Source organism: Streptomyces sp. CB09001, from assembly GCF_003369795.1.
GTDB lineage: Bacteria > Actinomycetota > Actinomycetes > Streptomycetales > Streptomycetaceae > Streptomyces.
In genome coordinates, this window is record NZ_CP026730.1 from 3,688,176 (window position 1) to 3,708,740 (window position 20,565).

18 protein-coding genes and 2 tRNA genes are annotated in these 20,565 nt (G+C 73.4%); 13 read left to right on the plus strand and 7 right to left on the minus strand.

The annotated features are described in order from the left end of the window. Positions 1 to 92 precede the first annotated feature (92 nt). The 3 genes from C4J65_RS16975 (at position 93) to C4J65_RS16995 (ending at position 3,189) form a co-directional block, all read left to right on the plus strand. The gene (locus C4J65_RS16975) at positions 93 to 419 is read left to right on the plus strand and encodes a hypothetical protein (RefSeq protein WP_115743170.1); all 327 of its coding nucleotides are present in this window, start codon (positions 93 to 95) and stop codon (positions 417 to 419) included. A 362-nt stretch (positions 420 to 781) separates the two neighbouring features. Further along, entirely contained in the window at positions 782 to 1,384 is a 603-nt protein-coding gene (locus C4J65_RS16990) for a SigE family RNA polymerase sigma factor (protein ID WP_162833211.1), read from the plus strand. A gap of 128 nt (positions 1,385 to 1,512) precedes the next feature. Beyond that, the gene (locus C4J65_RS16995) at positions 1,513 to 3,189 is read left to right on the plus strand and encodes a long-chain fatty acid--CoA ligase (RefSeq protein ID WP_115743173.1); all 1,677 of its coding nucleotides are present in this window, start codon (positions 1,513 to 1,515) and stop codon (positions 3,187 to 3,189) included. Positions 3,190 to 3,273: 84 nt separating this feature from the next. Here the strand turns inward: C4J65_RS16995 and C4J65_RS17000 are convergent, their stop codons facing one another. Beyond that, positions 3,274 to 4,563, minus strand: coding sequence for an MFS transporter (locus tag C4J65_RS17000; RefSeq protein WP_115743174.1), 1,290 nt, complete (start codon positions 4,561 to 4,563; stop codon positions 3,274 to 3,276). A 133-nt stretch (positions 4,564 to 4,696) separates the two neighbouring features. Here C4J65_RS17000 and C4J65_RS17005 point away from each other — a divergent pair, with 133 nt between their 5' ends. Then, on the plus strand, positions 4,697 to 5,275 hold the full coding sequence (locus C4J65_RS17005) for a TetR family transcriptional regulator (protein WP_115743175.1): 579 nt from the start codon (positions 4,697 to 4,699) through the stop codon (positions 5,273 to 5,275). 16 nt (positions 5,276 to 5,291) lie between these two features. Here the strand turns inward: C4J65_RS17005 and C4J65_RS17010 are convergent, their stop codons facing one another. Next, the gene (locus C4J65_RS17010) at positions 5,292 to 9,656 is read right to left on the minus strand and encodes a PAS domain-containing protein (RefSeq protein ID WP_115743176.1); all 4,365 of its coding nucleotides are present in this window, start codon (positions 9,654 to 9,656) and stop codon (positions 5,292 to 5,294) included. A gap of 174 nt (positions 9,657 to 9,830) precedes the next feature. Then, positions 9,831 to 10,295: an SSI family serine proteinase inhibitor gene (locus tag C4J65_RS17015; protein WP_115743177.1), complete on the minus strand. Its 465-nt coding sequence runs from the start codon at positions 10,293 to 10,295 to the stop codon at positions 9,831 to 9,833. Positions 10,296 to 10,476: 181 nt separating this feature from the next. Between C4J65_RS17015 and C4J65_RS17020 the strand changes: the two genes are divergently transcribed. The 3 genes from C4J65_RS17020 (at position 10,477) to C4J65_RS17030 (ending at position 11,350) form a co-directional block, all read left to right on the plus strand. Then, positions 10,477 to 10,567 (plus strand) — tRNA-Ser (locus C4J65_RS17020). Positions 10,568 to 10,759: 192 nt separating this feature from the next. Further along, positions 10,760 to 10,832: transfer RNA gene (locus C4J65_RS17025), tRNA-Arg, on the plus strand. A gap of 110 nt (positions 10,833 to 10,942) precedes the next feature. After that, positions 10,943 to 11,350: a DUF6234 family protein gene (locus tag C4J65_RS17030; protein ID WP_205351026.1), complete on the plus strand. Its 408-nt coding sequence runs from the start codon at positions 10,943 to 10,945 to the stop codon at positions 11,348 to 11,350. A gap of 22 nt (positions 11,351 to 11,372) precedes the next feature. On the opposite strand, the gene C4J65_RS17035 is transcribed toward C4J65_RS17030, so the two are convergent. Next, the gene (locus tag C4J65_RS17035; protein ID WP_115743179.1) at positions 11,373 to 11,804 is read right to left on the minus strand and encodes a DUF6010 family protein; all 432 of its coding nucleotides are present in this window, start codon (positions 11,802 to 11,804) and stop codon (positions 11,373 to 11,375) included. Positions 11,805 to 12,047: 243 nt separating this feature from the next. Between C4J65_RS17035 and C4J65_RS17040 the strand changes: the two genes are divergently transcribed. Next, on the plus strand, positions 12,048 to 13,535 hold the full coding sequence (locus tag C4J65_RS17040) for a penicillin-binding protein 2 (protein ID WP_115743180.1): 1,488 nt from the start codon (positions 12,048 to 12,050) through the stop codon (positions 13,533 to 13,535). A gap of 22 nt (positions 13,536 to 13,557) precedes the next feature. Here the strand turns inward: C4J65_RS17040 and C4J65_RS17045 are convergent, their stop codons facing one another. Beyond that, on the minus strand, positions 13,558 to 13,917 hold the full coding sequence (locus tag C4J65_RS17045; protein ID WP_115743181.1) for a helix-turn-helix domain-containing protein: 360 nt from the start codon (positions 13,915 to 13,917) through the stop codon (positions 13,558 to 13,560). Between the two features lie 106 nt (positions 13,918 to 14,023). Here C4J65_RS17045 and C4J65_RS17050 point away from each other — a divergent pair, with 106 nt between their 5' ends. Together C4J65_RS17050 and C4J65_RS17055 are read left to right on the plus strand one after the other, a co-directional pair. Continuing rightward, a complete protein-coding gene (locus tag C4J65_RS17050; RefSeq protein WP_115743182.1) occupies positions 14,024 to 14,905 on the plus strand; it encodes a DUF2797 domain-containing protein in 882 nt (293 codons plus the stop codon). A gap of 216 nt (positions 14,906 to 15,121) precedes the next feature. Further along, complete coding sequence (locus tag C4J65_RS17055) at positions 15,122 to 16,030, plus strand: amidohydrolase family protein (RefSeq protein ID WP_115743183.1); 909 nt, start codon at positions 15,122 to 15,124, stop codon at positions 16,028 to 16,030. Between the two features lie 9 nt (positions 16,031 to 16,039). On the opposite strand, the gene C4J65_RS17060 is transcribed toward C4J65_RS17055, so the two are convergent. Next, complete coding sequence (locus tag C4J65_RS17060; RefSeq protein WP_115743184.1) at positions 16,040 to 16,738, minus strand: metal-dependent transcriptional regulator; 699 nt, start codon at positions 16,736 to 16,738, stop codon at positions 16,040 to 16,042. An 8-nt stretch (positions 16,739 to 16,746) separates the two neighbouring features. Further along, the gene (locus C4J65_RS17065) at positions 16,747 to 17,280 is read right to left on the minus strand and encodes a YbhB/YbcL family Raf kinase inhibitor-like protein (protein ID WP_115743185.1); all 534 of its coding nucleotides are present in this window, start codon (positions 17,278 to 17,280) and stop codon (positions 16,747 to 16,749) included. A 103-nt stretch (positions 17,281 to 17,383) separates the two neighbouring features. Here C4J65_RS17065 and C4J65_RS17070 point away from each other — a divergent pair, with 103 nt between their 5' ends. From C4J65_RS17070 to C4J65_RS17080, 3 genes are all read left to right on the plus strand, one after another. Then, complete coding sequence (locus tag C4J65_RS17070; RefSeq protein ID WP_115746495.1) at positions 17,384 to 18,067, plus strand: GntR family transcriptional regulator; 684 nt, start codon at positions 17,384 to 17,386, stop codon at positions 18,065 to 18,067. A gap of 154 nt (positions 18,068 to 18,221) precedes the next feature. Further along, positions 18,222 to 18,962 (plus strand): response regulator transcription factor, encoded by a 741-nt coding sequence (locus C4J65_RS17075; RefSeq protein WP_162833212.1) that lies wholly within the window; start codon positions 18,222 to 18,224, stop codon positions 18,960 to 18,962. After that, positions 18,959 to 20,557 carry a HAMP domain-containing sensor histidine kinase gene (locus C4J65_RS17080; RefSeq protein ID WP_115743187.1) on the plus strand — a complete coding sequence of 533 codons (1,599 nt, stop codon included), beginning with the start codon at positions 18,959 to 18,961 and terminating at the stop codon, positions 20,555 to 20,557. The genes C4J65_RS17075 and C4J65_RS17080 overlap by 4 nt, the downstream gene beginning before the upstream one ends. The last annotated feature ends 8 nt before the right edge of the window (positions 20,558 to 20,565 follow it).

The window sequence follows — 20,565 nt, forward strand, 5'->3', positions numbered from 1 at the left end:
CGGTCGGCCAACTGCCTTGGCACAAGCCGTAGTTCACGTACTTCTCGCGTTGTCGGCTGGAAGCCGGTGCGCACTTGTTCTGGAGGAACAACATGGCAAGCATCCGTACCGCCCGTGTCGTCGCCGCCGTTGCCGCCCTTCCGCTCGCCGCCGCTCTCTTCGGCGGGGTGGCGACGGCGGACAACGGCGCCTTCGCGGACGACGGATCGAACGCGACCGCCGCCAGCGCCTCCGCGGGCATCATCGGCAGCGGCGTCGGCGACGACAACAACGGCAACTCGTCCACCACGCAGCAGCAGGCGGTCGGCTCGGGGGCCTCGAACCAGAGCAACACCGCGCAGGTCGACGGCTCCGCCTTCACGTCGATCAACCAGGGCAACGACAACGTGGCCGTCACCTTCTCCCCGCTGTGGTGGTGAGCTGAGGGACCGGCGCGGGTGCGCTGCCGCGCCGGCCCCTCGGTTCTTGTGCGGGTGTGCTTCATGGGGTCTCAGTGCGTCCGGGCGACGGTACTCCGGTACCGTCGCCCGGACGTTTTCGTGCCCGCGCCGGCCGTGCCGCGGGTGCCGGCACGTCCTCGCCAGGTGCGTGCTTCGCGGTACTCCGGGCCCCCTCCGGTGCGCGCCTCGTGGGAACCCCCAGGGGTCAACCCGCAGTACCCCTCCTCCCCCACTCCACCTACAGGAGGTGGGGCCAACACCACCCCTACAACCTGAGGCGGACTCGGCTTCGGGACCTGCGGCCGATCCGCGGGGTGCCCCCTCGCTCATAGCGTTGAGCCATGACCACACCCGTCTGCACCAGCGCTTCGAACGCCGCCACAGCCATGGCGCCGGCCACGGCGAGGGCCACCGCGCCGGCCGCGGCCACAGCAAGGACGCAGACCTTCCCGTACCCGTCGTTCTCGTCGTACGTGAAGGCTCGCCAGCCGGTGCTGCTGCGTACCGCCCGGTCGCTCACCGCGAACCCGAGCGACGCGGAGGACCTGCTGCAGACCGCGCTCACCAAGACGTACGTGGCCTGGGAGCGCATCGAGGACCATCGCGCCCTGGACGGCTATGTGCGCCGGGCGCTGCTGAACACCCGGACGTCGCAGTGGCGCAAGCGCAAGGTCGACGAGTTCGCCTGCGACGAGCTGCCCGAGCCGGAGCCCGTGTCCGGCGACGACCCGGCGGAGCGGCAGGCCCTGCACGACGCGATGTGGCGGGCGATCATGAAGCTGCCCGCGCGGCAGCGCGCGATGGTCGTCCTCAGGTACTACGAGGACCTCAGCGAGGCCCGTACGGCGGAAGTGCTCGGAGTTTCCGTGGGTACCGTGAAGTCGGCCGTCTCCCGGGCCCTCGGCAAGCTCCGTGAGGACCCTGAGCTGGGGTTCGTGCGGTAATGACCTGGTATGTGAACACCGGGTGGGATCGCGTATTCGGCGCCGCCCACTGATCGATCACCCGGGACTAGTGACATACCGCGCGGTATGTGCGCAGAATCAGCGCAACCCTTACCGCCGCGTAGGCAATGTCGCCCCGGGAGGACACCGTGCTGAGCACGATGCAGGACGTACCGCTGCTGATATCGAGGATCCTGACCCACGGGTCGACCATCCACGGCAGCTCGCAGGTGACCACCTGGACCGGTGAGGACGAGCCGCACCGCCGCTCCTTCGCCGAGATCGGTGCCCGCGCCGCACAGCTGGCGCACGCCCTGCGCGAGGACCTCGCCGTCGTCGACGACGAACGCGTGGCGACCCTCATGTGGAACAACGCCGAGCATGTCGAGGCCTACTTCGCGATCCCCGCCATGGGCGCGGTCCTCCACACCCTCAATCTCCGCCTCCCGCCCGAGCAGCTGGCCTGGATCGTGAACCACGCCGCCGACCGGGTCGTGCTCGCCAACGGTTCGCTGCTGCCGCTGCTCGCCCCGCTGCTGCCGCACCTGAAGACGGTCGAGCACGTCGTCGTCACCGGGCCGGGCGACCGCTCCCTGCTGGACGGGGCCGCCGTCCAGGTGCACGAGTACGAGGACCTGATCGCCGGCAAGCCCACCACGTACGACTGGCCCGAGCTGGACGAGCGGGCGGCGGCCGCCATGTGCTACACCTCCGGCACCACCGGCGACCCCAAGGGCGTGGTCTACAGCCACCGCTCGATCTACCTGCACTCCATGCAGGTCAACATGGCCCAGTCGATGGGCCTGACCGACCAGGACATCTCGCTGGTCGTGGTCCCGCAGTTCCACGTCAACGCGTGGGGACTGCCGCACGCCACCTTCATGACCGGCGTGAACATGCTGATGCCGGACCGCTTCCTGCAGCCCGCGCCCCTCGCCGCGATGATCGAGGGCGAGCGGCCGACGCACGCCGCCGCCGTCCCCACCATCTGGCAGGGCCTGCTGGCGGAGCTGACGGCCACGCCCCGGGACGTCTCCTCCCTCACCCAGGTCACCATCGGCGGCTCGGCCTGTCCGCCCTCCCTCATGGAGGCGTTCGACGCGCTCGGCATGCGGGTCTGCCACGCCTGGGGCATGACGGAGACCTCGCCGCTCGGCACCATCGCCCGGCCGCCGGCCCACGTGGTCGGGACGCCGGAGGAGTTCGCCTACCGCCTCACCCAGGGGCGTTTCCCGGCCGGTGTCGAGGCCCGGCTCACCGGTCCCGGCGGCGAGCGCCTGCCCTGGGACGGCGAGTCCGCCGGTGAGCTGGAGGTGCGCGGCAACTGGATCGCCGGTGCCTACTACAACGGCCCCGGGGCCGATCCGCTGCGTCCCGACGACAAGTTCAGCGAGGACGGCTGGCTGAAGACCGGCGACGTCGGCACGATCTCCCCGGACGGTTTCCTCACCCTCACCGACCGGGCCAAGGACGTCATCAAGTCCGGCGGGGAGTGGATCTCCTCGGTCGAGCTGGAGAACGCGCTGATGGCCCACCCGGACGTCGCCGAGGCCGCCGTCGTCGCCGTACCGGACGACAGGTGGGGCGAGCGCCCGCTGGCCACCGTCGTCCTCCGGAAGGGCGCCACCACCGACTTCGCCGCCCTGCGCACCTTCCTCGCCGAGGACGGCAAGATCGCCAAGTGGCAGCTGCCGGAACGCTGGACGGTCATCGAGACGGTGCCGAAGACGAGCGTCGGCAAGTTCGACAAGAAGGTGCTGCGCCGGCAGTACGCCGACGGCGGCCTGGACGTGACCCGGCTCTGAGGCGTACGCGCGGGAACCCGGGCGCGATCGCCCGGGCGGCGGGAGGTCCGCACGGCCTTCCCGCCGCCCGGCACGCGCCCGTCGTCACCGCGCAGGCCTTGCGGTCCGCGCCGGCCGTACGGCCGTAGCCGTCCACCCCAGCACCAGCCAGGCCCCCGCCACCGCGCACACGCCGCCCCAGCCCCAGTGGCCGAACGCGGGCCCCACGAGGGCCGAGGCCAGCGCGCCGCCCGCGAAGCTCGAGACGACGTACGCCGTGTTGGCGGTGGCCGGGGCCGAGGTCGTGGTGAGGGCCAGGGTCTGGTTGGCGACGTGGGAGGCGACCAGGGCGGCGTGTACCAGGACGGCCGCCGCGCACAGGGCCGCCATCACCTGCCCGCCCAGCCAGAACAGCGGCACCGAGAGGGCGGCCAGGGCGTACGCGGACCGTACGACCTTGGCGGCGCCGAACCGGTCGACCAGGCCCCCGGCGAGCGGCGCGACGACGCTCGCCGCCAGCCCGAACAGGCCGAACAGGCCGGCCGCGGCGGTGGTCATGCCGTACCCCTCGTCCTCCGCGAGCAGCAGGGCGAGCGAGGTCCACAGGGCGCTCCAGGCCCCGTACATCCCCGCCTGGCGCACGCATGCCCGCCACAGGTCGGGCGAGCGGCGCACCACGCCCGGTATCGCGACGAGCCCCGCGAACAGCGGGCCCTGCCGCTGCCGCCGCTCCACGGGCAGGACGTACGCGGTCGTCAGCCCCAGCACGGCGGTGAGCACGGCCGCGCCCACGAACACCGTGCGCCAGCCGAAGGCCTGCCCGGCGAGACCGCCGAGCACCCGGGCCGCGACGACGCCGGTGAACAGGCCCGCGACGACGGCCGCGACGTGCCGGGCCCGGCGGTCGGCGGGGGCGCGCCCGGCGACCAGCGGGACGAGCAGCTGCGGTACGACGGTGGCGGCCGAGGCGACCAGGACGGCGCCCGCGAGCGCGCCGGTCCCGGCCGACGCGGCGGCGGCGAGCAGGGCGGCGGCGGCGACCAGCGAGAGGACGGCGACCAGACGGCGCCGGTTCACGCTGTCCCCGAGCGGCGCGAAGAAGAGCAGGCCGGCCGCGTACCCCAGTTGCGCTACCGAGGCGAGCCAGGCGACCGCCGACGGGGTGGAGCCCATGTCGTGGGCGATGAGGGGGAGCAGCGGCGCCGCGAGGTAGATGTTGGCGGCCGTCACGGCGGTGCACAGGGCGATCAGGGGGAGGAAGAGCCGGGCGGCGGCACCGGACGGCCCGTCCCCGGCCCGGGTGGACGTGTCGGTGGACGTGGACGTGGACGTGGACGCGGACCTGGACGTGCCAGTTGGAGTGGGAGTGGGAGTGGGAGACGGCGATGACGGCATGGGTGGAGCGACTCCTTCGGGCGCACGCCAGTAACTAACTGGTTGGTTGGAACTAACTCCGGGAGCCCGGCCCGCATTCCCGAGCAGGCCAACCAAATAGTTGGTATCCGTTCCGCCCCGCTACCCTTGCCCCATGGCAGCAAGGGACCCCGAGGCCACCAAGGCCCGGATCTTCGAGGCGGCGGTGGCGGAGTTCGCCCGCCACGGCATCGCCGGCGCGCGCATCGACCGCATCGCGGCCGAGGCCAAGGCCAACAAGCAGCTGATCTACGCCTACTACGGCAACAAGGGCGAGCTGTTCGCGTCCGTCCTCGAGAAGAAGATGCTCGACCTCGCGATCTCCGTCCCCGTCGACCCGGACGACGTCGAGGGCTGGATCGACCGTCTGCTGGACTACCACGCCGCCCACCCGGAGCTGCTGCGCCTGCTCTTCTGGGAGGGCGTGGAGTACGGCACTGCCGAGCTGCCCCACGAGGCCGAACGCCAGGCCCACTACGCCCGCAAGGTCGCCGCCGTGCGGGACGCCCAGGAGCGCGGCGTGGTCACCGCCGCCATCCCGGCGCCCGACCTCCTGTTCCTGCTGATCGCGATGGCCAACTGGGCGGTCGTCGTGCCCCAGATGAAGCGCATCCTCGTCGGCGGCGGGGACGACGACGCCGACCGCCTGCGCGACTCGATCAAGAAGGCGGCCCGCCGCATCGTCGAGGGATGACCCGGCGGGAGGGGCGTCAGTTGGTCCCGATCCGCGAGAGCAGCTCGACGATCCGGGACTGCACCTCACCGCTGGTGGAACGCTCCGCCAGGAACAGCACCGTCTCGCCCGAGGCCAGCCGCGGCAGGTCGTCCTGGTCGACGGCGGCGGTGTAGACGACCAGCGGGGTGCGGTTGAGCTGCCCGTTGGCGCGCAGCCAGTCGACGATCCCGGCGGACCCCTCCTGGCGCCGCTGCACCCGCATCAGGTCCATCACGACCAGGTTCGGCCGGAACTGCCCGGCCAGCGTCACCGCGTCGGCGTCGCTCGCCGCCCGCGCCACCTGCATCCCGCGCCGCTCCAGCGTCGAGGTCAGCGCCAGCGCGATCTCCGCGTGCTCCTCGATCAGCAGGACGCGCGGCGGGTGCTGCTCGCTGTCCCGGGGCGCGAGCGCCTTCAGCAGGACGGCCGGATCGGCGCCGTAGGCGGCGTCCCGTGAGGCCTGTCCGAGCCCGGCCGTGACCAGCACCGGCACCTCGGCCGCCACCGCCGCCTGCCGCAGCGACTGGAGCGCCGTACGCGTGATCGGCCCGGTCAGCGGGTCCACGAACAGCGCGGCCGGGAACGCCGCGATCTGCGCGTCGACCTCCTCGCGCGAGTTCACGATCACCGGCCGGTAGCCGCGGTCGCTGAGCGCCTGCTGCGTGGAGACGTCCGGCGCGGGCCACACCAGCAGCCGACGCGGGTTGTCCAGCGGCTCCGGCGGCAGCTCGTCGTCCATCGGCTGCGGGCGCGGCGGGTCGGCCACCTCGACGGCACCGCCGGGTCCGTCCAGCGGTTCGGGTCCCTCGGCGGCGTTCCGGTCCGGCGCCCCTATGGCGTACGACCGTCCGGCGCCCTCGGTGACCGGCGCGAGCCGTCCCTGACCGCCGGCCAGGGACGGCTGATCCTGGGACTGCCTCGGGGGCTGCGGCTGGGCCTGCTTCTTCGGCTGCGTGCCCGGCGGCTGCTCGGCGGGCGGGTGCGGGCGGGCCGACGGCGCCGTCCCGGTGGCGGCCGGGTCGGGCGGCGTGCCCAGCTTGCGGCGTCGGCCGCCGCCGCCCGGCTGGTGCGGGGCGGGTGTGGCCGACGGCTGCTGCACCTGGACCGCCTGCCGGTTGAACGGCACCCCCTGGCCCAGGGTCCGCACGCTGATCGCCCGTCCCTGTGTCGAGTTCGGGTCGACGGGGGCGGAAGCCTCGGCGGGCAGCGGCTGCGCCGCGCGCGGGGCGGGCGCGTTCTCGGGCGGCAGCGGGGTGCCCCGGCTCGGCGTGTTGGCGGGAACGCCCTGTGCGGCCGCGGGGGCGGCAGGAGCGGCGGGAGCTGGAGAGGCCGGAGGCGGAACGGGAGCGGCGGGCGCTCCGGACGCCGGCGGTACGGGGGCCCCGCCGGGCGGTACGGAGGCGCCGGCGCCCTGGGTGTCCGCGGCGGCGGGCCACGGCTGCGGCGCCGGGGCGGGCGACCCCGGGACGGCGGGCGTCGCGGTCCCGGCACCGGACCCGGCGGGCCGGGGCGCCGGTGCCTCGGCGCGGGCGCGGGCCGGGGCGGGCACGGGGGCTCCGTGCACCGGCGGCGCCCCCTGGACCGGGACGCTCTGCGCGGGCGCGTTCTGCGGCGGGACCGGAGCCGCCTCGTCGGCCGGGCGCGCGGCCCCGGCCCGTCGGCGGCGCCCGGTCGGTGCCTCGGCCGGGTGGGGCTGCGGCGGCGTGTGGTCCTCGGACTGGTCGTGCGGTACCGCGTCGTGACGGCCGACGTGGGGCAGGGCGTCACCGGGAGCGGCGGGCCCGGGCACCCGGACCCGACCGGGCTGCCCCTGCACCGGGGCCGGCACCGGCGTCGGTCCCTGAACCTGAACCTGCCCCTGGGCCTGCGCCCCCACCGCCTCGGTCGTCTCCTCGGAAGGACGGTCGGCGTCGGCGGGAGGCAGGGCGAACACCTGGCGCGGAGCGGCCTCCTGCGCCGCGGCGCGCTCGTTGGCCGAGGCCAGGGCACGGCGTCGGCGCCCCGTCGGCCGGTCGGTGTTCGCCGGGTCTGCCGCGTCTGCCGGGTCCGACTCGCCGGCCTGGGCGGGCAGGGCCGGGGGCAGCGCGTGCTGCTCGCCGCCGTCCTGTCCGGCCCGGCGTCCGGTGGGCGCGGGCACGCCCTGCGGCGGGACGGTCCCACCGAGACCGGTGTTGGACGCCGCGGCCCCTCCGCCGTGCTCGCCGGCCATGACGACGGCACCCTCGGACACCCCGCCGAGCGCTGCCTGCGGCATCCCGGCGGCCTCGGCGCCCGACCCCTCCGCGGACCGTCCACGCCGACGCCCGGTACCCCCGGCCCCGGCATCCGCGCCGGGCCCGGCCTGCGCGGGCACGGGAAGCGGAGCCGATACGTCGTCCGGCCCCTGCCCCGGCAACTGCGCGCCGGTCTCGGCCCCGGTCTCGGCCTGGGCGGCACGCCGCCTGCGCCGTCCGGTCGGTGCGGAGTTCCCCGCCTCGGGCCCGGCAGCACCGGCACCGCCCGGCGCACCGGGGACCTCGCTCTCCAGGAACGCGTCGACGGAGGCCCGGCGCGCCCTCCGCCGCCCGCCCCCGGGAGCGGGCTCGCGAACGGCCACGGTGCCCTGCGAGCCCACGCCACCGGCCGCGCCGGCCCGGGCGTCCGGCACGGCGGGGGCGACCTGCGCCAGCTCGGCACCCTGGGCGGTGACGGCACCCGCCCCGCCGCCGATCGGCACCTCCAGCACGAACGCGCTGCCGCTCATGCCCGGCACGTCGTGCGTCTGCAGCACGCCGCCGTGCGCCCGCACGATCCCGCGCACGATCGGCTCGTGCACCGGGTCTCCCCCGGCGTACGGCCCGCGCACCTCGATGCGCACGACCTCGCCGCGCTGCGCCGCCGCGACCACGACGGTGTTGTCCAGGTAGCCGCCCGTCGCCGACACGGGCGAGTTGCCGGTGGCGTCGACGCCCGCGACGTCCGCGACGAGGTGCGCGAGCGCGGTGGCCAGCAGCCGGGGATCGACCTCGGCCTCGATCGGCGGCGCGTGCACGGCGAACTGCACCCGCCCCGGGCCGATCAGCTCCACGGCCCCGTCGACACCCGCGGCGACGACGGCGTCGAGCATCACCTTCGTACGGGCGACCTGTTCGTTGCCCACGTCGAGGCGCTGGTAGCCGAGGACGTTGTCGATGAGGGTGGTGATGCGCGAGTAGCCGGCCGACAGGTGGTGCAGCACCTGGTTGGCCTCGGGCCACAACTGCCCGGCGTCGTCCGACGCCAGCGCCGCCAGCTCCCGGCGCAGCTCGTCCAGCGGTCCGCGCAGGGAGTCGCCGAGGAGCACGAGCAGCTGTTCGTGCCGTCCGGCGATCGCCTCGTAGCGGTCCTTCTCCCGCTCACCGAGGGCGGCGTAGCGGTCGGCGTCCGCGGCGAGCTCCTCCGCGTGCTGCTCCCGCAGCTCCTCCAGCTCGGCGGCGTGCCGCTGCCGCAGCTCGGTCAGCTCGGCGGCATGCTCCTCGGCGAGCCGCTCCAACTCCTCGGAGTGCCGCCGCTCCGCGTCCTCGTGCTCCTTGACGAGGGCGTCGTAGGGGCGCCGGTCGGTGAAGGTCATCACGGCGCCGACGAGCTGGTCGCCGTCGCGCACGGGTGCGGTCGTCAGGTCGACCGGCAGCTGTTCGCCGCTCTTGGCGAACACCACCTGCCCGCGCACCCGGTGCTTGCGTCCGGAGCGCAGGGTGTCGGCGAGCGGGGACTCGTCGTACGGGAAGGGCGAGCCGTCGGCGCGCGAGTGCAGGACCAGGGTGTGCAGCTCCCGGCCGCCCAGTTCACCGGCGCGGTAGCCCAGGATCTGCGCGGCGGCCGGGTTGACGAGGACGATCCGCCCGTCGGTGTCGGTGCCGACGACGCCCTCGGAGGCGGCCCGCAGGATCATCTCGGTCTGCCGCTGCGAACGGGCCAGCTCGGCCTCGGTGTCGACGGTGCCGGAGAGGTCGCGGACGACCAGCATCAGCAACTCGTCGCCGGTGTAGCCGTAGGTGTCGTAGGCCTGCTGGCCGGTCTCCAGGTTGGCGCTGGTGACCTCGACGGGGAACTCGGAGCCGTCGGTGCGCCGCGCGACCATCCGCGTCGGCTTGGTGCGCGCCCGCGGGTCGATGTGGTCGGGGCGCCGCATGGAGCCCGGGATCAGCCGCGAGTCGAACTGCGGCAGCAGATCCAGCAGCCCCCGCCCCACCAGCGCGGTGCCCGGCGTCTCGAACGCCTCCAGCGCGATGGTGTTCGCGTTGACCACGGTGCCGTTGGCGTTGACCAGGACCAACGCGTCCGGCAGCGCGTCCAGTATGGCTGCGAGGCGAGCAGTGCCTCGGGATGGCCTGCTGCTCACGAGACGCTTCCCTCCTGTTACCGCACTTGCCGACCGCCTGGGCCATCTTGCCAATCGGCCCGCAGCGTGTCACGCGAGGGAGTCTAAGGGTTGGGGCCCCGCGGGCGGCGGGGGATGGGACGGAGGTCGCACGAGGAAGTGACGTAGAACGTGTGACCGATGACCGTCCGGGCCCTACGACCGGGCCGGGGTCCCCACCTCGGGCAGTAGCGGCACCATGCGGTCCCAGCGGGAGATCTCGCAGCCGTCGCGGCGGTCGTACGTCGCGTCGACGGGGCGCCCGGCCCAGGTGCCGGTGACGTGTGCGGTGGCGGGTCCGCCGTACTGCATGGTGCAGACGCTGCCCTCGGGCACCGGCGCGAAGACCTCCTGACCCCACCGGGTGTCGCGGTCGACGACGGCACAGGCGCCCTCCGGGTCGGGGTGGTCGCCGTTGGCGGGGTGGCAGGACAGCTCGTACGTGCCGTCCATGCCCGGGCCGGCGTCGCGGAAGGTGACCGTGAGGCGGTCACCGTCCCGAGCACCGGGACCGGCGACCGCGGCCGAGGGCGCGGCGCAGACGGAGGCGAGGGCGGCGGCGGACAGGGCGGCGGCGCCGAGGAGGCGGGCGGCGGCGGGGGTGCGGGTCACCTGGAACATGACCTGACCAACGCGCCGGCCGCCCGGACGTTGCGCGCCGGGCCGGTGGACTACGCCGTAAGGGCTTTGCTCTGTGGCCTGCCCGCCTAGTACCGTAGGGGTCGATTGGTGACAGCGCGCTCAACTGTGTCATCATCGGCACGCGCCACTCGCGCTCGCCCGCGAGATGGTGATGTTGTCTGGAGGCGTCGCCTAGTCCGGTCTATGGCGCCGCACTGCTAATGCGGTTTGGGTTTTAAAGCCCATCGAGGGTTCAAATCCCTCCGCCTCCGCACGATCACTGAAGCCCCGGCCCCACACGGTCGGGGCTTCGGTGTTGTCGGCAGCCCGCAACAGTCGTTTGCCCAGGTCACAAGGGGTGCGGCCAATGGATTTCACATGACGGCGGCAGTCATGTAATGTTCTTCCTGTCGCCGCGAACGGGCCGGAAGGAACGGGAGCGGCGGTAGAACTGAACAAGACAAGCACTCGTAGCTTAACGGATAGAGCATCTGACTACGGATCAGAAGGTTGCAGGTTCGAATCCTGCCGAGTGCACAGTGAGTCGGAAGCCCCGTGGATATCTCCACGGGGCTTCCGCTTTCTCTTGAGGTAGCTGAGTAGGCGTACTCATGTGCCCGTTCCGCGTGCGGGACAGGGTGGCGGACATGGACCTGCCTGTTGCTCCGCCGGCGTTCGACGCCACCAGCGGCACCGGACGCCGGCGCCGTGCGGACGTCGGTGTCGACATCGGGGCCGGGTGCGGTCTCGTGCTCCTGGAGTTGACCGCCCTGGCGGTGATCTTCGGCCTCTGGTTCCTGTCCGGGTTCAACCTCGACCCGGCGGAGAGCGCCGCGCCGGACCCGCTGTGGAACTACCTGGCCGCCGTCGGCGGAGTCGGAGTCCTCGCCGGGGTGGCGGCTGCGGTCGCCGCGCGGGCCAGGGCCGTGGTGACGGTGGTCGGTCAGGCCGTCATGGTCGGCTTGGTCTGTGTCGTCGTTTTCGGTGGTGTCGTGCTTCAGTCCCATCAGGAACAGCGGTGCCGTGACATGCCGTCGGCGGTGGGGTGCACGTAGGGCGAGCAGGGCGTGCGGCTCGTCACGTGAGCTCGCGTCGGCCCGGAACGCCGCGCCCCGGGAGGAGTTCGCGCAGGGGCGGCCCGCCGCGCAGGCACCACAGGGCGATGACCGGGTCGCAGATCGCGCAGCCCAGGGACGAGTCGTGGGCGAAGGGGAGGATCGGGTTGCCCTTCAGGTGGTGGACGACGTCCCACGCGGTGTGCAGCAGCCAGCCGATGCCGATGAACGTCCAGGACGTGAGGCCCCGGTAGGCGACGTACAGCATGAGCGCGCCGAACGGGAGCTCCCAGACGCCCAGGCCGCCGCCCGAGAAGTAGACGCCCCCGGCCCCGGCGATCCCGAGGGCGTTCAGGGGACGGCGGTGCGGGTCCGGGACGAGGGACAGGAGCAGGACGACGAGGAGGCCGATGCCGATCGGCATGACGTGAGGGAGGAGGCCGGCAGGGTTCATGCGGGCACGCTATGCACGGCACGAGGGGTGTCCCAGTGGCGCGAGTGACAGGTTCCGACGGATTGTCGCCGACGGAACTCGACGGCCGTGGGCCCCGGGAGCCGGGCGACACGGCGGGTGCGGCGGCCGACCGGACGTGAGTACGGTCCGCAACTGTGTCTAGGGTGTGCGCATGTTGAGAGGACCAGTCTTCATATCCGACCGGGCGATATCCGACCGGCCGAGCCTCGACGGAGGCGCACGGTGAACAAGCCGCTGAGGGCCGTGGCGATCTTCTGCGGACTGCTGGTGCTCGGCCTGCTGATCCGCGCGAACTGGCTGCAGTACGTCCGGGCCCCGGAGCTGGCCTCCGACACCAAGAACAGACGGGTGCAGATCGAGCAGTTCGCCACCCCGCGCGGTGACATCATCGTCGGCGGCCGGGCCGTCACCGGTTCCAAGGAGACCGAGACCACCGACCTCAAGTACAAGCGCACCTACGCCGACGGGCCGATGTACGCGCCGGTGACCGGATACGCGTCGCAGGCCCAGGGCATGACGCTGCTGGAGAAGACCTACGACTCGATCCTCACCGGCAAGGACGACCGGCTGGCCTTCCAGCGGTTCGCCGACGTGGTCAGCGGTGAGGGGAGGCGGGCCGGCTCGGTGGTCACCACCATCGACCCGAAGGCGCAGAAGGCCGCCTGGGAGGGGCTGACCGACCTGAAGGGCGCCCGGGGGGCCGTGGTCGCGCTCGACCCGCAGACCGGGAAGGTGCTGGCGATGGTCTCGGCGCCCTCCTACGACCCCTCCACGTTCGCGGGCAGCACCTTCAAGGAGTCCGACCGCTTCGTGGCGCTGGACAAGAAGAAGAACAAGCCGCTGGCCAACCGCGCGCTGCGGGAGACCTACCCGCCCGGCTCCACCTTCAAGATCCTCACCGCGGCGGCCGCGCTGGAGCACGGCATCGTCACCGACGTCGACGCCCGCACGGACGCCGTCTCCCCGTACCCGCTGCCGCAGTCCACCAACAAGATCGGCAGCGAGGCCGGTGACGCGGTCTGCAACAAGGCCTCGATGAAGACCGCCATGCAGTACTCCTGCAACAACGTCTTCCTCGACGCCGCCTCCAAGCTGGGGCAGGACAAGATGCGCGAGACGGCCGAGAAGTTCGGCTTCAACGAGGACGTCTACTCCGAGGACTTCGGCGACCTGCTCGCCACCAAGAGCCTCTACCCCGAGGACCTCGACAAGCCCGGCACCGCGCTCACCGGCATGGGACAGGGCAGCCTCACCAGTACGCCGATGCAGATGGCCCTGGTCACCGCCGGGATCGCCAACGACGGAAAGGTGATGCAGCCCTACGTCGTCGACGAGGTCAAGGGCCCCGACCTGGACACCCTGGAGAAGACCGAGCCCGCGGTGATGAGCGAGGCGGTCTCCGCCGAGACCGCGCAGAAGGTCCAGGAGATGATGGAGTTCACCGCCAAGGAGGGCAGCGCCAAGCGCGCCCTGATCGACGGCGTCACGGTCGGCGGCAAGACCGGTACCGCGCAGCGCGGTGTCGACGTGAACGACGAGGTGCCGTACGGCTGGTTCGTGTCCTACGGCAAGAAGGACGACGGCTCCTCCGTCGCGGTGGCCGTGTTCATCGACCCGACCGACATGGACATCTCCCGCGAGGACATCTCCGGTGGCGGGCTCGGCGCGCCCATCGCCAAGAGCGTCATGAAGGCGGTCCTGAAGTCGTGACCCCGCAGGGGGCGGCGACGCGTCACGCCCTGTCCGCGTCGTACGCCCCCCGGGCCCGCTCGACCGCCGCCAGCCGCCGCTCCGTCCAGCGCGCGAGGTCCCGGACCTGTTCGGCTGCCTCGCGGCCGAGGCCGGTGAGGGAGTAGTCCACGCGGGGCGGGATCACCGGCTTGGCGTCCCGGTGGACCAGGCCGTCGCGCTCCAGGGTCCGCAGGGTCTGGGACAGCATCTTCTCGCTGACCGAGCCGATCTCCCGGCGCAGTTCGCTGAAGCGGTGGGGGCGGTCGAGCAGAGCGATCAGGGCGAGGGTGCCCCAGCGGCTGGTGACGTGCTCCATGAGCAGGCGCTCGGGGCACATCGGTTCACTTTCTGCCATGGTCATACGGTACGTCCGGGCGGGCGCTCACCATGAGTGAGTGCCCGCCCGGACGTCGTTGCCGGGCCGGGGCACCGGCCGTTGTCAGTGGTGCCCTCTACTGTCGGTGGGGATGGCACAGGCGTGGAAGTGCGCGGGGCTGCGGTGGGCGGCGGACGGTCCCGTGCTGACGTGGGTCGGGGGCCGGCGCAGTGCGCCGGCCCGGGGGAAGCGGGTGGCCTTCGGGGTCGCCGAGGGGGGTGTGCGGACGTGTGTGGGAGCACGGGGGCACGCGTGTCCGGTGCGGGCCGGCGTGCCGGGGCGGAGTACGGGGGCGCGGTGCGAGGAGTGCGCACGGCTGGACCGGGCCCACTCCGTGGCCGCCGACACCATGGCGGACGATCCGCGGCCGTACCGCGTCTATCTGGCGTGGTTCGGTCCGGGCCTCGTCAAGGTGGGGATCACCGCATACGAACGGGGGTCGGCCCGGCTGCTCGAGCAGGGCGCCGTGTGCTTCAGCTGGCTGGGGTGCGGTCCGCTGATGGCCGCGCGCCGGACCGAGGAGCTGCTGCGGGCCGCGCTGGGCGTGCCCGACCGCATCCCGTACGCCCACAAGCGCGCGGTGCGGGCCGCCCTGCCCGAGTCGGAGGCGGAGCGGGCGGCCGAGATCGCCGGGCTGCACGAGCGGGCGGTGGCGCTGGGCGGCTGGCCGGAGGCGCTGGTGCCGGAGCCGTTCCGGGGCGTCGACCACGCGGGCGTCTTCGGGATCGCGGGCGCGGAGCGCGGGCCGGCCGCCGTGGCGGAGGTGGCCGAGCTGGTGGCGGGCGGTGCGATCGGGGGTGAGCTGGTGGCGGCCGCCGGGCCGGATCTGCATCTGGCGACGGAGCGCGGGGTCGTCGTGCTCGACACCCGGCTGATGACCGGGTGGGAGCTGGTGGCCGCCGAGGGGGAGCCCTGCACGGTGCCCCTGCGGGCGCTCAAGCGAGCGGCGGGGGTACAGGACGGGCTGTTCTGACCTCGCCCCGCGGGCGCCCCCTCGCCCCCCGGGTGCTCCTTCGCCCCCCTCGCCGTCCCTCCTCTCCCTCGCCCTCCGGGCGCCCCCTCGTCCCTCGGGTGCTCCTTCGCCCCCCTCGCCGTCCCTCCTCTCCCTCCCCGCTCGCCCTCCCCTCTCTCCCTCGTCCCTCACCGTCGCCCCCTTGTCCGTGGGAGCGCGGGGCGCGATCGTGGCCGCATGAGTGATCACGAAGTCGGGCAGGTCCGCCGGTTCTGGGAGGGGCTCGGGCTGCCCGGGCTGGTCGACGTGCACACGCACTTCATGCCCGAGCGGGTGCTGCGCAAGGTCTGGGCCTACTTCGACGCCCTCGGGCCGCTGACCGGCGGGGTCGAGTGGCCGATCACCTACCGGCAGGAGGAGGACGAACGCGCCGAGCTGCTGCGCGCGTTCGGGGTGCGGGCCTTCACCGCCATGCTCTACCCGCACAAGGCGGGCATGGCCCAGTGGCTGAACGACTGGGCGGTGGACTTCGCCCGCCGCACGCCGGACTGCCTGCACACCTCCACCCTCTTCCCCGAGCCCGGCGTCGAGACGTACGTGCGCCGGGCCGTCGAGGCGGGGGCGCGGGTCTTCAAGGCGCACGTGCAGGTGGGGGCGTACGACCCGGCAAACGAGCTGCTCGACCCGGCGTGGGGCGTGCTCGCCGAGGCGGGCGTACCGGTCGTCATCCACTGCGGTTCGGGCCCGGCGCCCGGCAAGCACACCGGGCCCGAGCCGATCGCCCGGGTGCTGGCACGCCACCCCCGGCTGCGGCTGGTCGTCGCACACCTCGGGATGCCCGAGTACGAGGACTTCCTGGACCTCGCCGACCGGTACGGGGAGGTGCGGCTGGACACGACCATGGCGTTCACCGACTTCAGTGAGCGTCTCGCGCCCTTCCCGCGCCGGGCGCTGTCCCGGCTGGCGGACCTCGGCGACCGCGTCCTGCTCGGCACCGACTTCCCCAACATCCCGTATCCCTACCTGCATCAACTGCACGCCCTGGAGCGGCTGGGACTGGGCGACGCGTGGCTGCGCCGGGTGTGCCACGACAACGCGGCCCGGCTGTTCGGGCTGCCCGGGAGCCAGCAGGTCCGGGGCAGCTGAGGTGCGGGCTCAGAGCGGGGCGACGAAGACGTGCGCGGCGGTGCGCGCGGGGAGCCGGGCGGTCCCCTCGCCGCTGCCGACGGTCACACCGCCGGGCCACGGCGTGACGGTCACGAGCGCGCCCGGCAGCACCCCGGCCCGCCGCAGGGCGGACAGCAGCCCGCGGTCGGTCTGGACCGGCTCCCCGATGCGCCGGACGACCGCGGTCACGCCGTCCGGGCCGGGGAGGAGGTCACCGAGGCTGACCGTGCTTCCGGCCGGGGACGGGCGCGGGGGTGCGGGGTTCGTCCTGCCCAGCTCCTCCAGGCCCGGGATCGGGTTGCCGTAGGGCGACTCGGTCGGGTGCCGCAGCAGGCGCAGGAGGCGGCGTTCGACGGCCTCGCTCATCACGTGCTCCCAGCGGCAGGCCTCGGCGTGGACCTGCTCCCACTCCAGGCCGATCACGTCGACGAGCAGGCACTCCGCGAGCCGGTGCTTGCGCATCACGCGCGTCGCCAGCCGCCTGCCCGTGTCGGTCAGCTCCAGATGCCGGTCGGCGGCGATCCGCAGCGGGCCGTCGCGTTCCATGCGGGCGACGGTCTGGCTCACGGTGGGCCCGCTCTGGTCCAGGTGCTCCGCGATGCGGGCGCGCAGTGGGATTACGCCCTCCTCCTCGAGTTCCAGGACGGTGCGGAGATACATCTCCGTGGTGTCGATGAGCCTGGACACGCGGTGGGTCAGGCGGAGGTCTCGGCGGTGGCGGTCAGGACCGCGCGGCCGAGGATGTGCCCGGCCATGGTGAAGCCGAGGACGGCCGGGGTGGCGTCGGCCGGGACGCCGATGGACTCGACGTCCAGGGCGTGCACCACGACGAAGTACCGGTGCGGGCCGTGCCCGGCCGGCGGGGCGGCGCCGAGGTAGCGGGCGGCGCGGGCGTCGTTGGGGAGCTGGAAGGCGCCCTCGGGCAGGCCCGGGCCGGTGTCGTCGCCGGCGCCCTCGGGCAGCTCGGTGACGGCGGCCGGGATGTCGGCGACCGCCCAGTGCCAGAACCCGGACCCGGTGGGGGCGTCGGGGTCGTAGACGGTGACGGCGTAGCTCCGGGTGCCCTCCGGCGCGCCGCTCCACGACAGCTGCGGGGAGACGTCCTTGCCGCCGGGGACGCCGGAGGAGTGCTGCGCGGGCGGCCAGGGGGCGCCGTCGGTGACGGTCGTGCTGGTGAGGGTGAAGGAGGCCGCCTCGGGGAGGCGGGCGAACGGGTCGTTGGCGCTCATCGCGTCGTTCCTTTCGGGCGGGCCGGTCCCTGTGGACCCGGCCACTGCAATCGACCATAACACTAATAATCGATTATTCAATGGATCGTCTATGCTGTCCCTCATGACTCAGACCGGCCCCACCCCGCCCCCGCAGACGGGCAAGCGGATGCTCTCCGAGCAGGTCTACGCACATCTGCGGGACGCGATCATGCGCGGCGACCACGCCCCGGGTGCCGCCCTCAAGCCGCAGGACCTCGCCAAGGAGCAGGGTGTGAGCCTGGCCGTGGTGCGCGAGGCCCTCGTGCGGGTGGTCGGTGACGGGCTCGCCGACCGGCTGCCCAACCGCGGCTTCGCCGTGCCGGCCTACTCCGACCGCCGCTGGCAGGAGATCGCGGAGGCCCGCCGCACCATCGAACCGGTCCTGCTGCGCATGTCCGTCGAGCGCGGCGACGTCGACTGGGAGGCCCGGGTGCGCGCCGCCCACCACCGGCTGTCCCGCACGCCCGCGTACACGCCGGAGGAGGGCGAGTACTACAGCGAGGCGTGGTCCGAGGCGCACCGGCTCTTCCACCGCGCCCTGATGGAGGGCTGCGGCAACCCCGTGCTGTTGGAGACCTTCGACCGGCTGTGGACGGCGAGCGAACTGGCCCGCCGCTGGTCGACGCACCGCAACCCCGGCCGGGACGGCGTCGAGGAGCATCGCCGGCTGGAGGAGGCGGCGCTGGCCCGCGACGCCGACACCGCCGCCGAGGTGCTGGTCCGCCACCTCACCCTCACGGCCGAGGGCCTGGCCGCGGACGGCTGAAGGCCGGTGCCGGAGCGCTTGAGGACCCGTGCCGGTGCGCTGAGGACCCGTGCCAGGGGCTGAGGACCGGTGGCCGGCGGCTCCCGCGGGCTTCTCAGAGAAATCACAGCTTGGGGAAAGGACCCTCTCAGAGCGCCTCGACAAGGTGACCGTCATGACCACGACCTCGCCCCAGGGGCGCACCGAACTGCTGAGGCCGGACGGGAGCCCCGTCCGGGTGCTTGTAGTGGACGACGAGCAGTCCATCACCGAACTGCTGTCCATGGCCCTGCGCTACGAGGGCTGGCAGATCCGCAGCGCGGGCGACGGCCACGGCGCCGTCCGGACCGCGCGCGAGTTCCGGCCCGACGCCGTCGTACTGGACATGATGCTGCCCGACATGGACGGCCTGAGCGCGCTGGGGCGGCTGCGCCGTGACCTGCCGGACGTGCCGGTGCTGTTCCTGACCGCCAAGGACGCCGTCGAGGACCGGATCGCCGGGCTGACCGCGGGCGGCGACGACTACGTCACCAAGCCGTTCAGCCTGGAGGAGGTCGTCGCCCGGCTGCGCGGGCTGATCCGGCGCTCCGGCGCCGCCGACCGGCGCTCCGACTCCGTCCTCGTCGTCGGCGACCTCACCCTCGACGAGGACAGCCACGAGGTCACCCGGAGCGGCGACGGCATCCACCTCACCGCCACCGAGTTCGAGCTGCTGCGTTTCCTCATGCGCAACCCCAGGCGGGTGCTGAGCAAGGCGCAGATCCTGGACCGCGTGTGGTCCTACGACTTCGGCGGCCAGGCCAACGTCGTGGAGCTGTACATCTCCTACCTGCGCCGGAAGATCGACGCGGGGCGCGAGCCGATGATCCACACCCGGCGCGGCGCCGGATACCTGATCAAGCCCGCGGTCTCGTGAACGGACGGCGACGACCGCGGCCGCGCACCCTGCGGACGCGGCTCGTCGTCGTGTCCGTGGCGCTGATCGCGGTGGTGTGCGCGGTGATCGGGACGGTGACGACGGTCGCACTGCGCTCGCACCTGTACGAGCAGTTGGACGGGCAGGTGGGCGAGGTCGTGCGGCGCGTGTCCGGCTTCGGGCCGCCGGGCGAACCGGGGCCCGGCGGCGGGGTGAAGCAGCGGATGGACCTCGACGACTTCGTCACGCGCGGCGGTCCGCAGCCGCGCGACACGATCGTCGCCGAGACGCGGGACGGTGCCGTCGTCGACGCCAAGTACGGCAAGAAGGACGACGAGAGCACGGACCCCAGCAGGACCACGGCGGTCTCCCTCGACCAGGCCCAGCGCACCGCGCTCGCCTCGGTCCCCCGGGACGGCGCGGCGCACACCGTCGAGATCGCCGGCCTCGGTGACTACCGCGTCGAGTACCACGACGGCTACTACGCCGCCCTGCCCACCTCCGACGTCGACGGCACCATCGGCACCCTGATCCTCGTGGAGGCCAGCGTCACCGCAGCAGGACTCGTCGCCGCCTCTCTCGCCGGGGCCGTCATCGTCGGCGTCGCCACCCGCCCCCTGCGCCGGGTCGCCGCCACCGCCGGCCGGGTCTCCGAACTCCCGCTGCACACGGGCGAGGTGAACCTCGACGAACGGGTCCCGGAGTCCGAGTGCGACCCGCACACCGAGGTCGGCCGGGTCGGCTCCGCGCTCAACCGCATGCTCGACCACGTGCACGGAGCCCTGCACGCACGGCAGCAGAGCGAGACGCGGGTACGGCAGTTCGTCGCCGACGCCAGCCACGAACTGCGCACCCCGCTCGCCTCCATCCGCGGCTACGCCGAACTCACCCGCCGGGGACGCGAACAGGCCGGCCCGGACACCCGGCACGCGCTGGGCCGCATCGAGTCCGAGGCCGGCCGTATGACGCTGCTGGTCGAGGACCTGCTGCTGCTCGCCCGCCTGGACGCCGGACGCCCGCTGGAGTTCGGCCGGACCGACCTCGTACCGCTGGTCGTCGACACCGTCGGCGACGCCCGTGCGGCCGGTCTCGACCACACCTGGCGGCTCGACCTGCCCGACGAACCGGCCCTGGTGTCGGCGGACCCGGCCCGGCTCCAGCAGGTGCTGGTCAACCTGCTGGGCAACGCCCGCGACCACACCCCGCCCGGCACGACCGTCACCGCGCGCGTCCGACGCGAGGGGGCGTGGCTCTGCGTGGACGTGGCGGACAACGGGCCGGGCATCCCGGCCGAGTTGCTGCCGCGCGTCTTCGAACGGTTCGCGCGCGGGGACTCGGCACGGTCCCGCGCGACCGGCTCGACGGGCCTCGGGCTCGCCATCGTGCAGGCCGTGACGACCGCGCACGGCGGTGCTGTGACCGTGGACAGCGCGCCGGGCCGGACGGTCTTCACCGTGTATCTCCCCGCGGTCCACGACCGGTCCCTGCCCGCGGTCCACGACCGGTCCCTGCCCGCGGTCCACGACCGGCCGGGCCGGCGGGCGCACTCACAGGCGCAGCACAGCACCACCACACGGGTGCGACAGGGGAGTTGAGAAGAGTC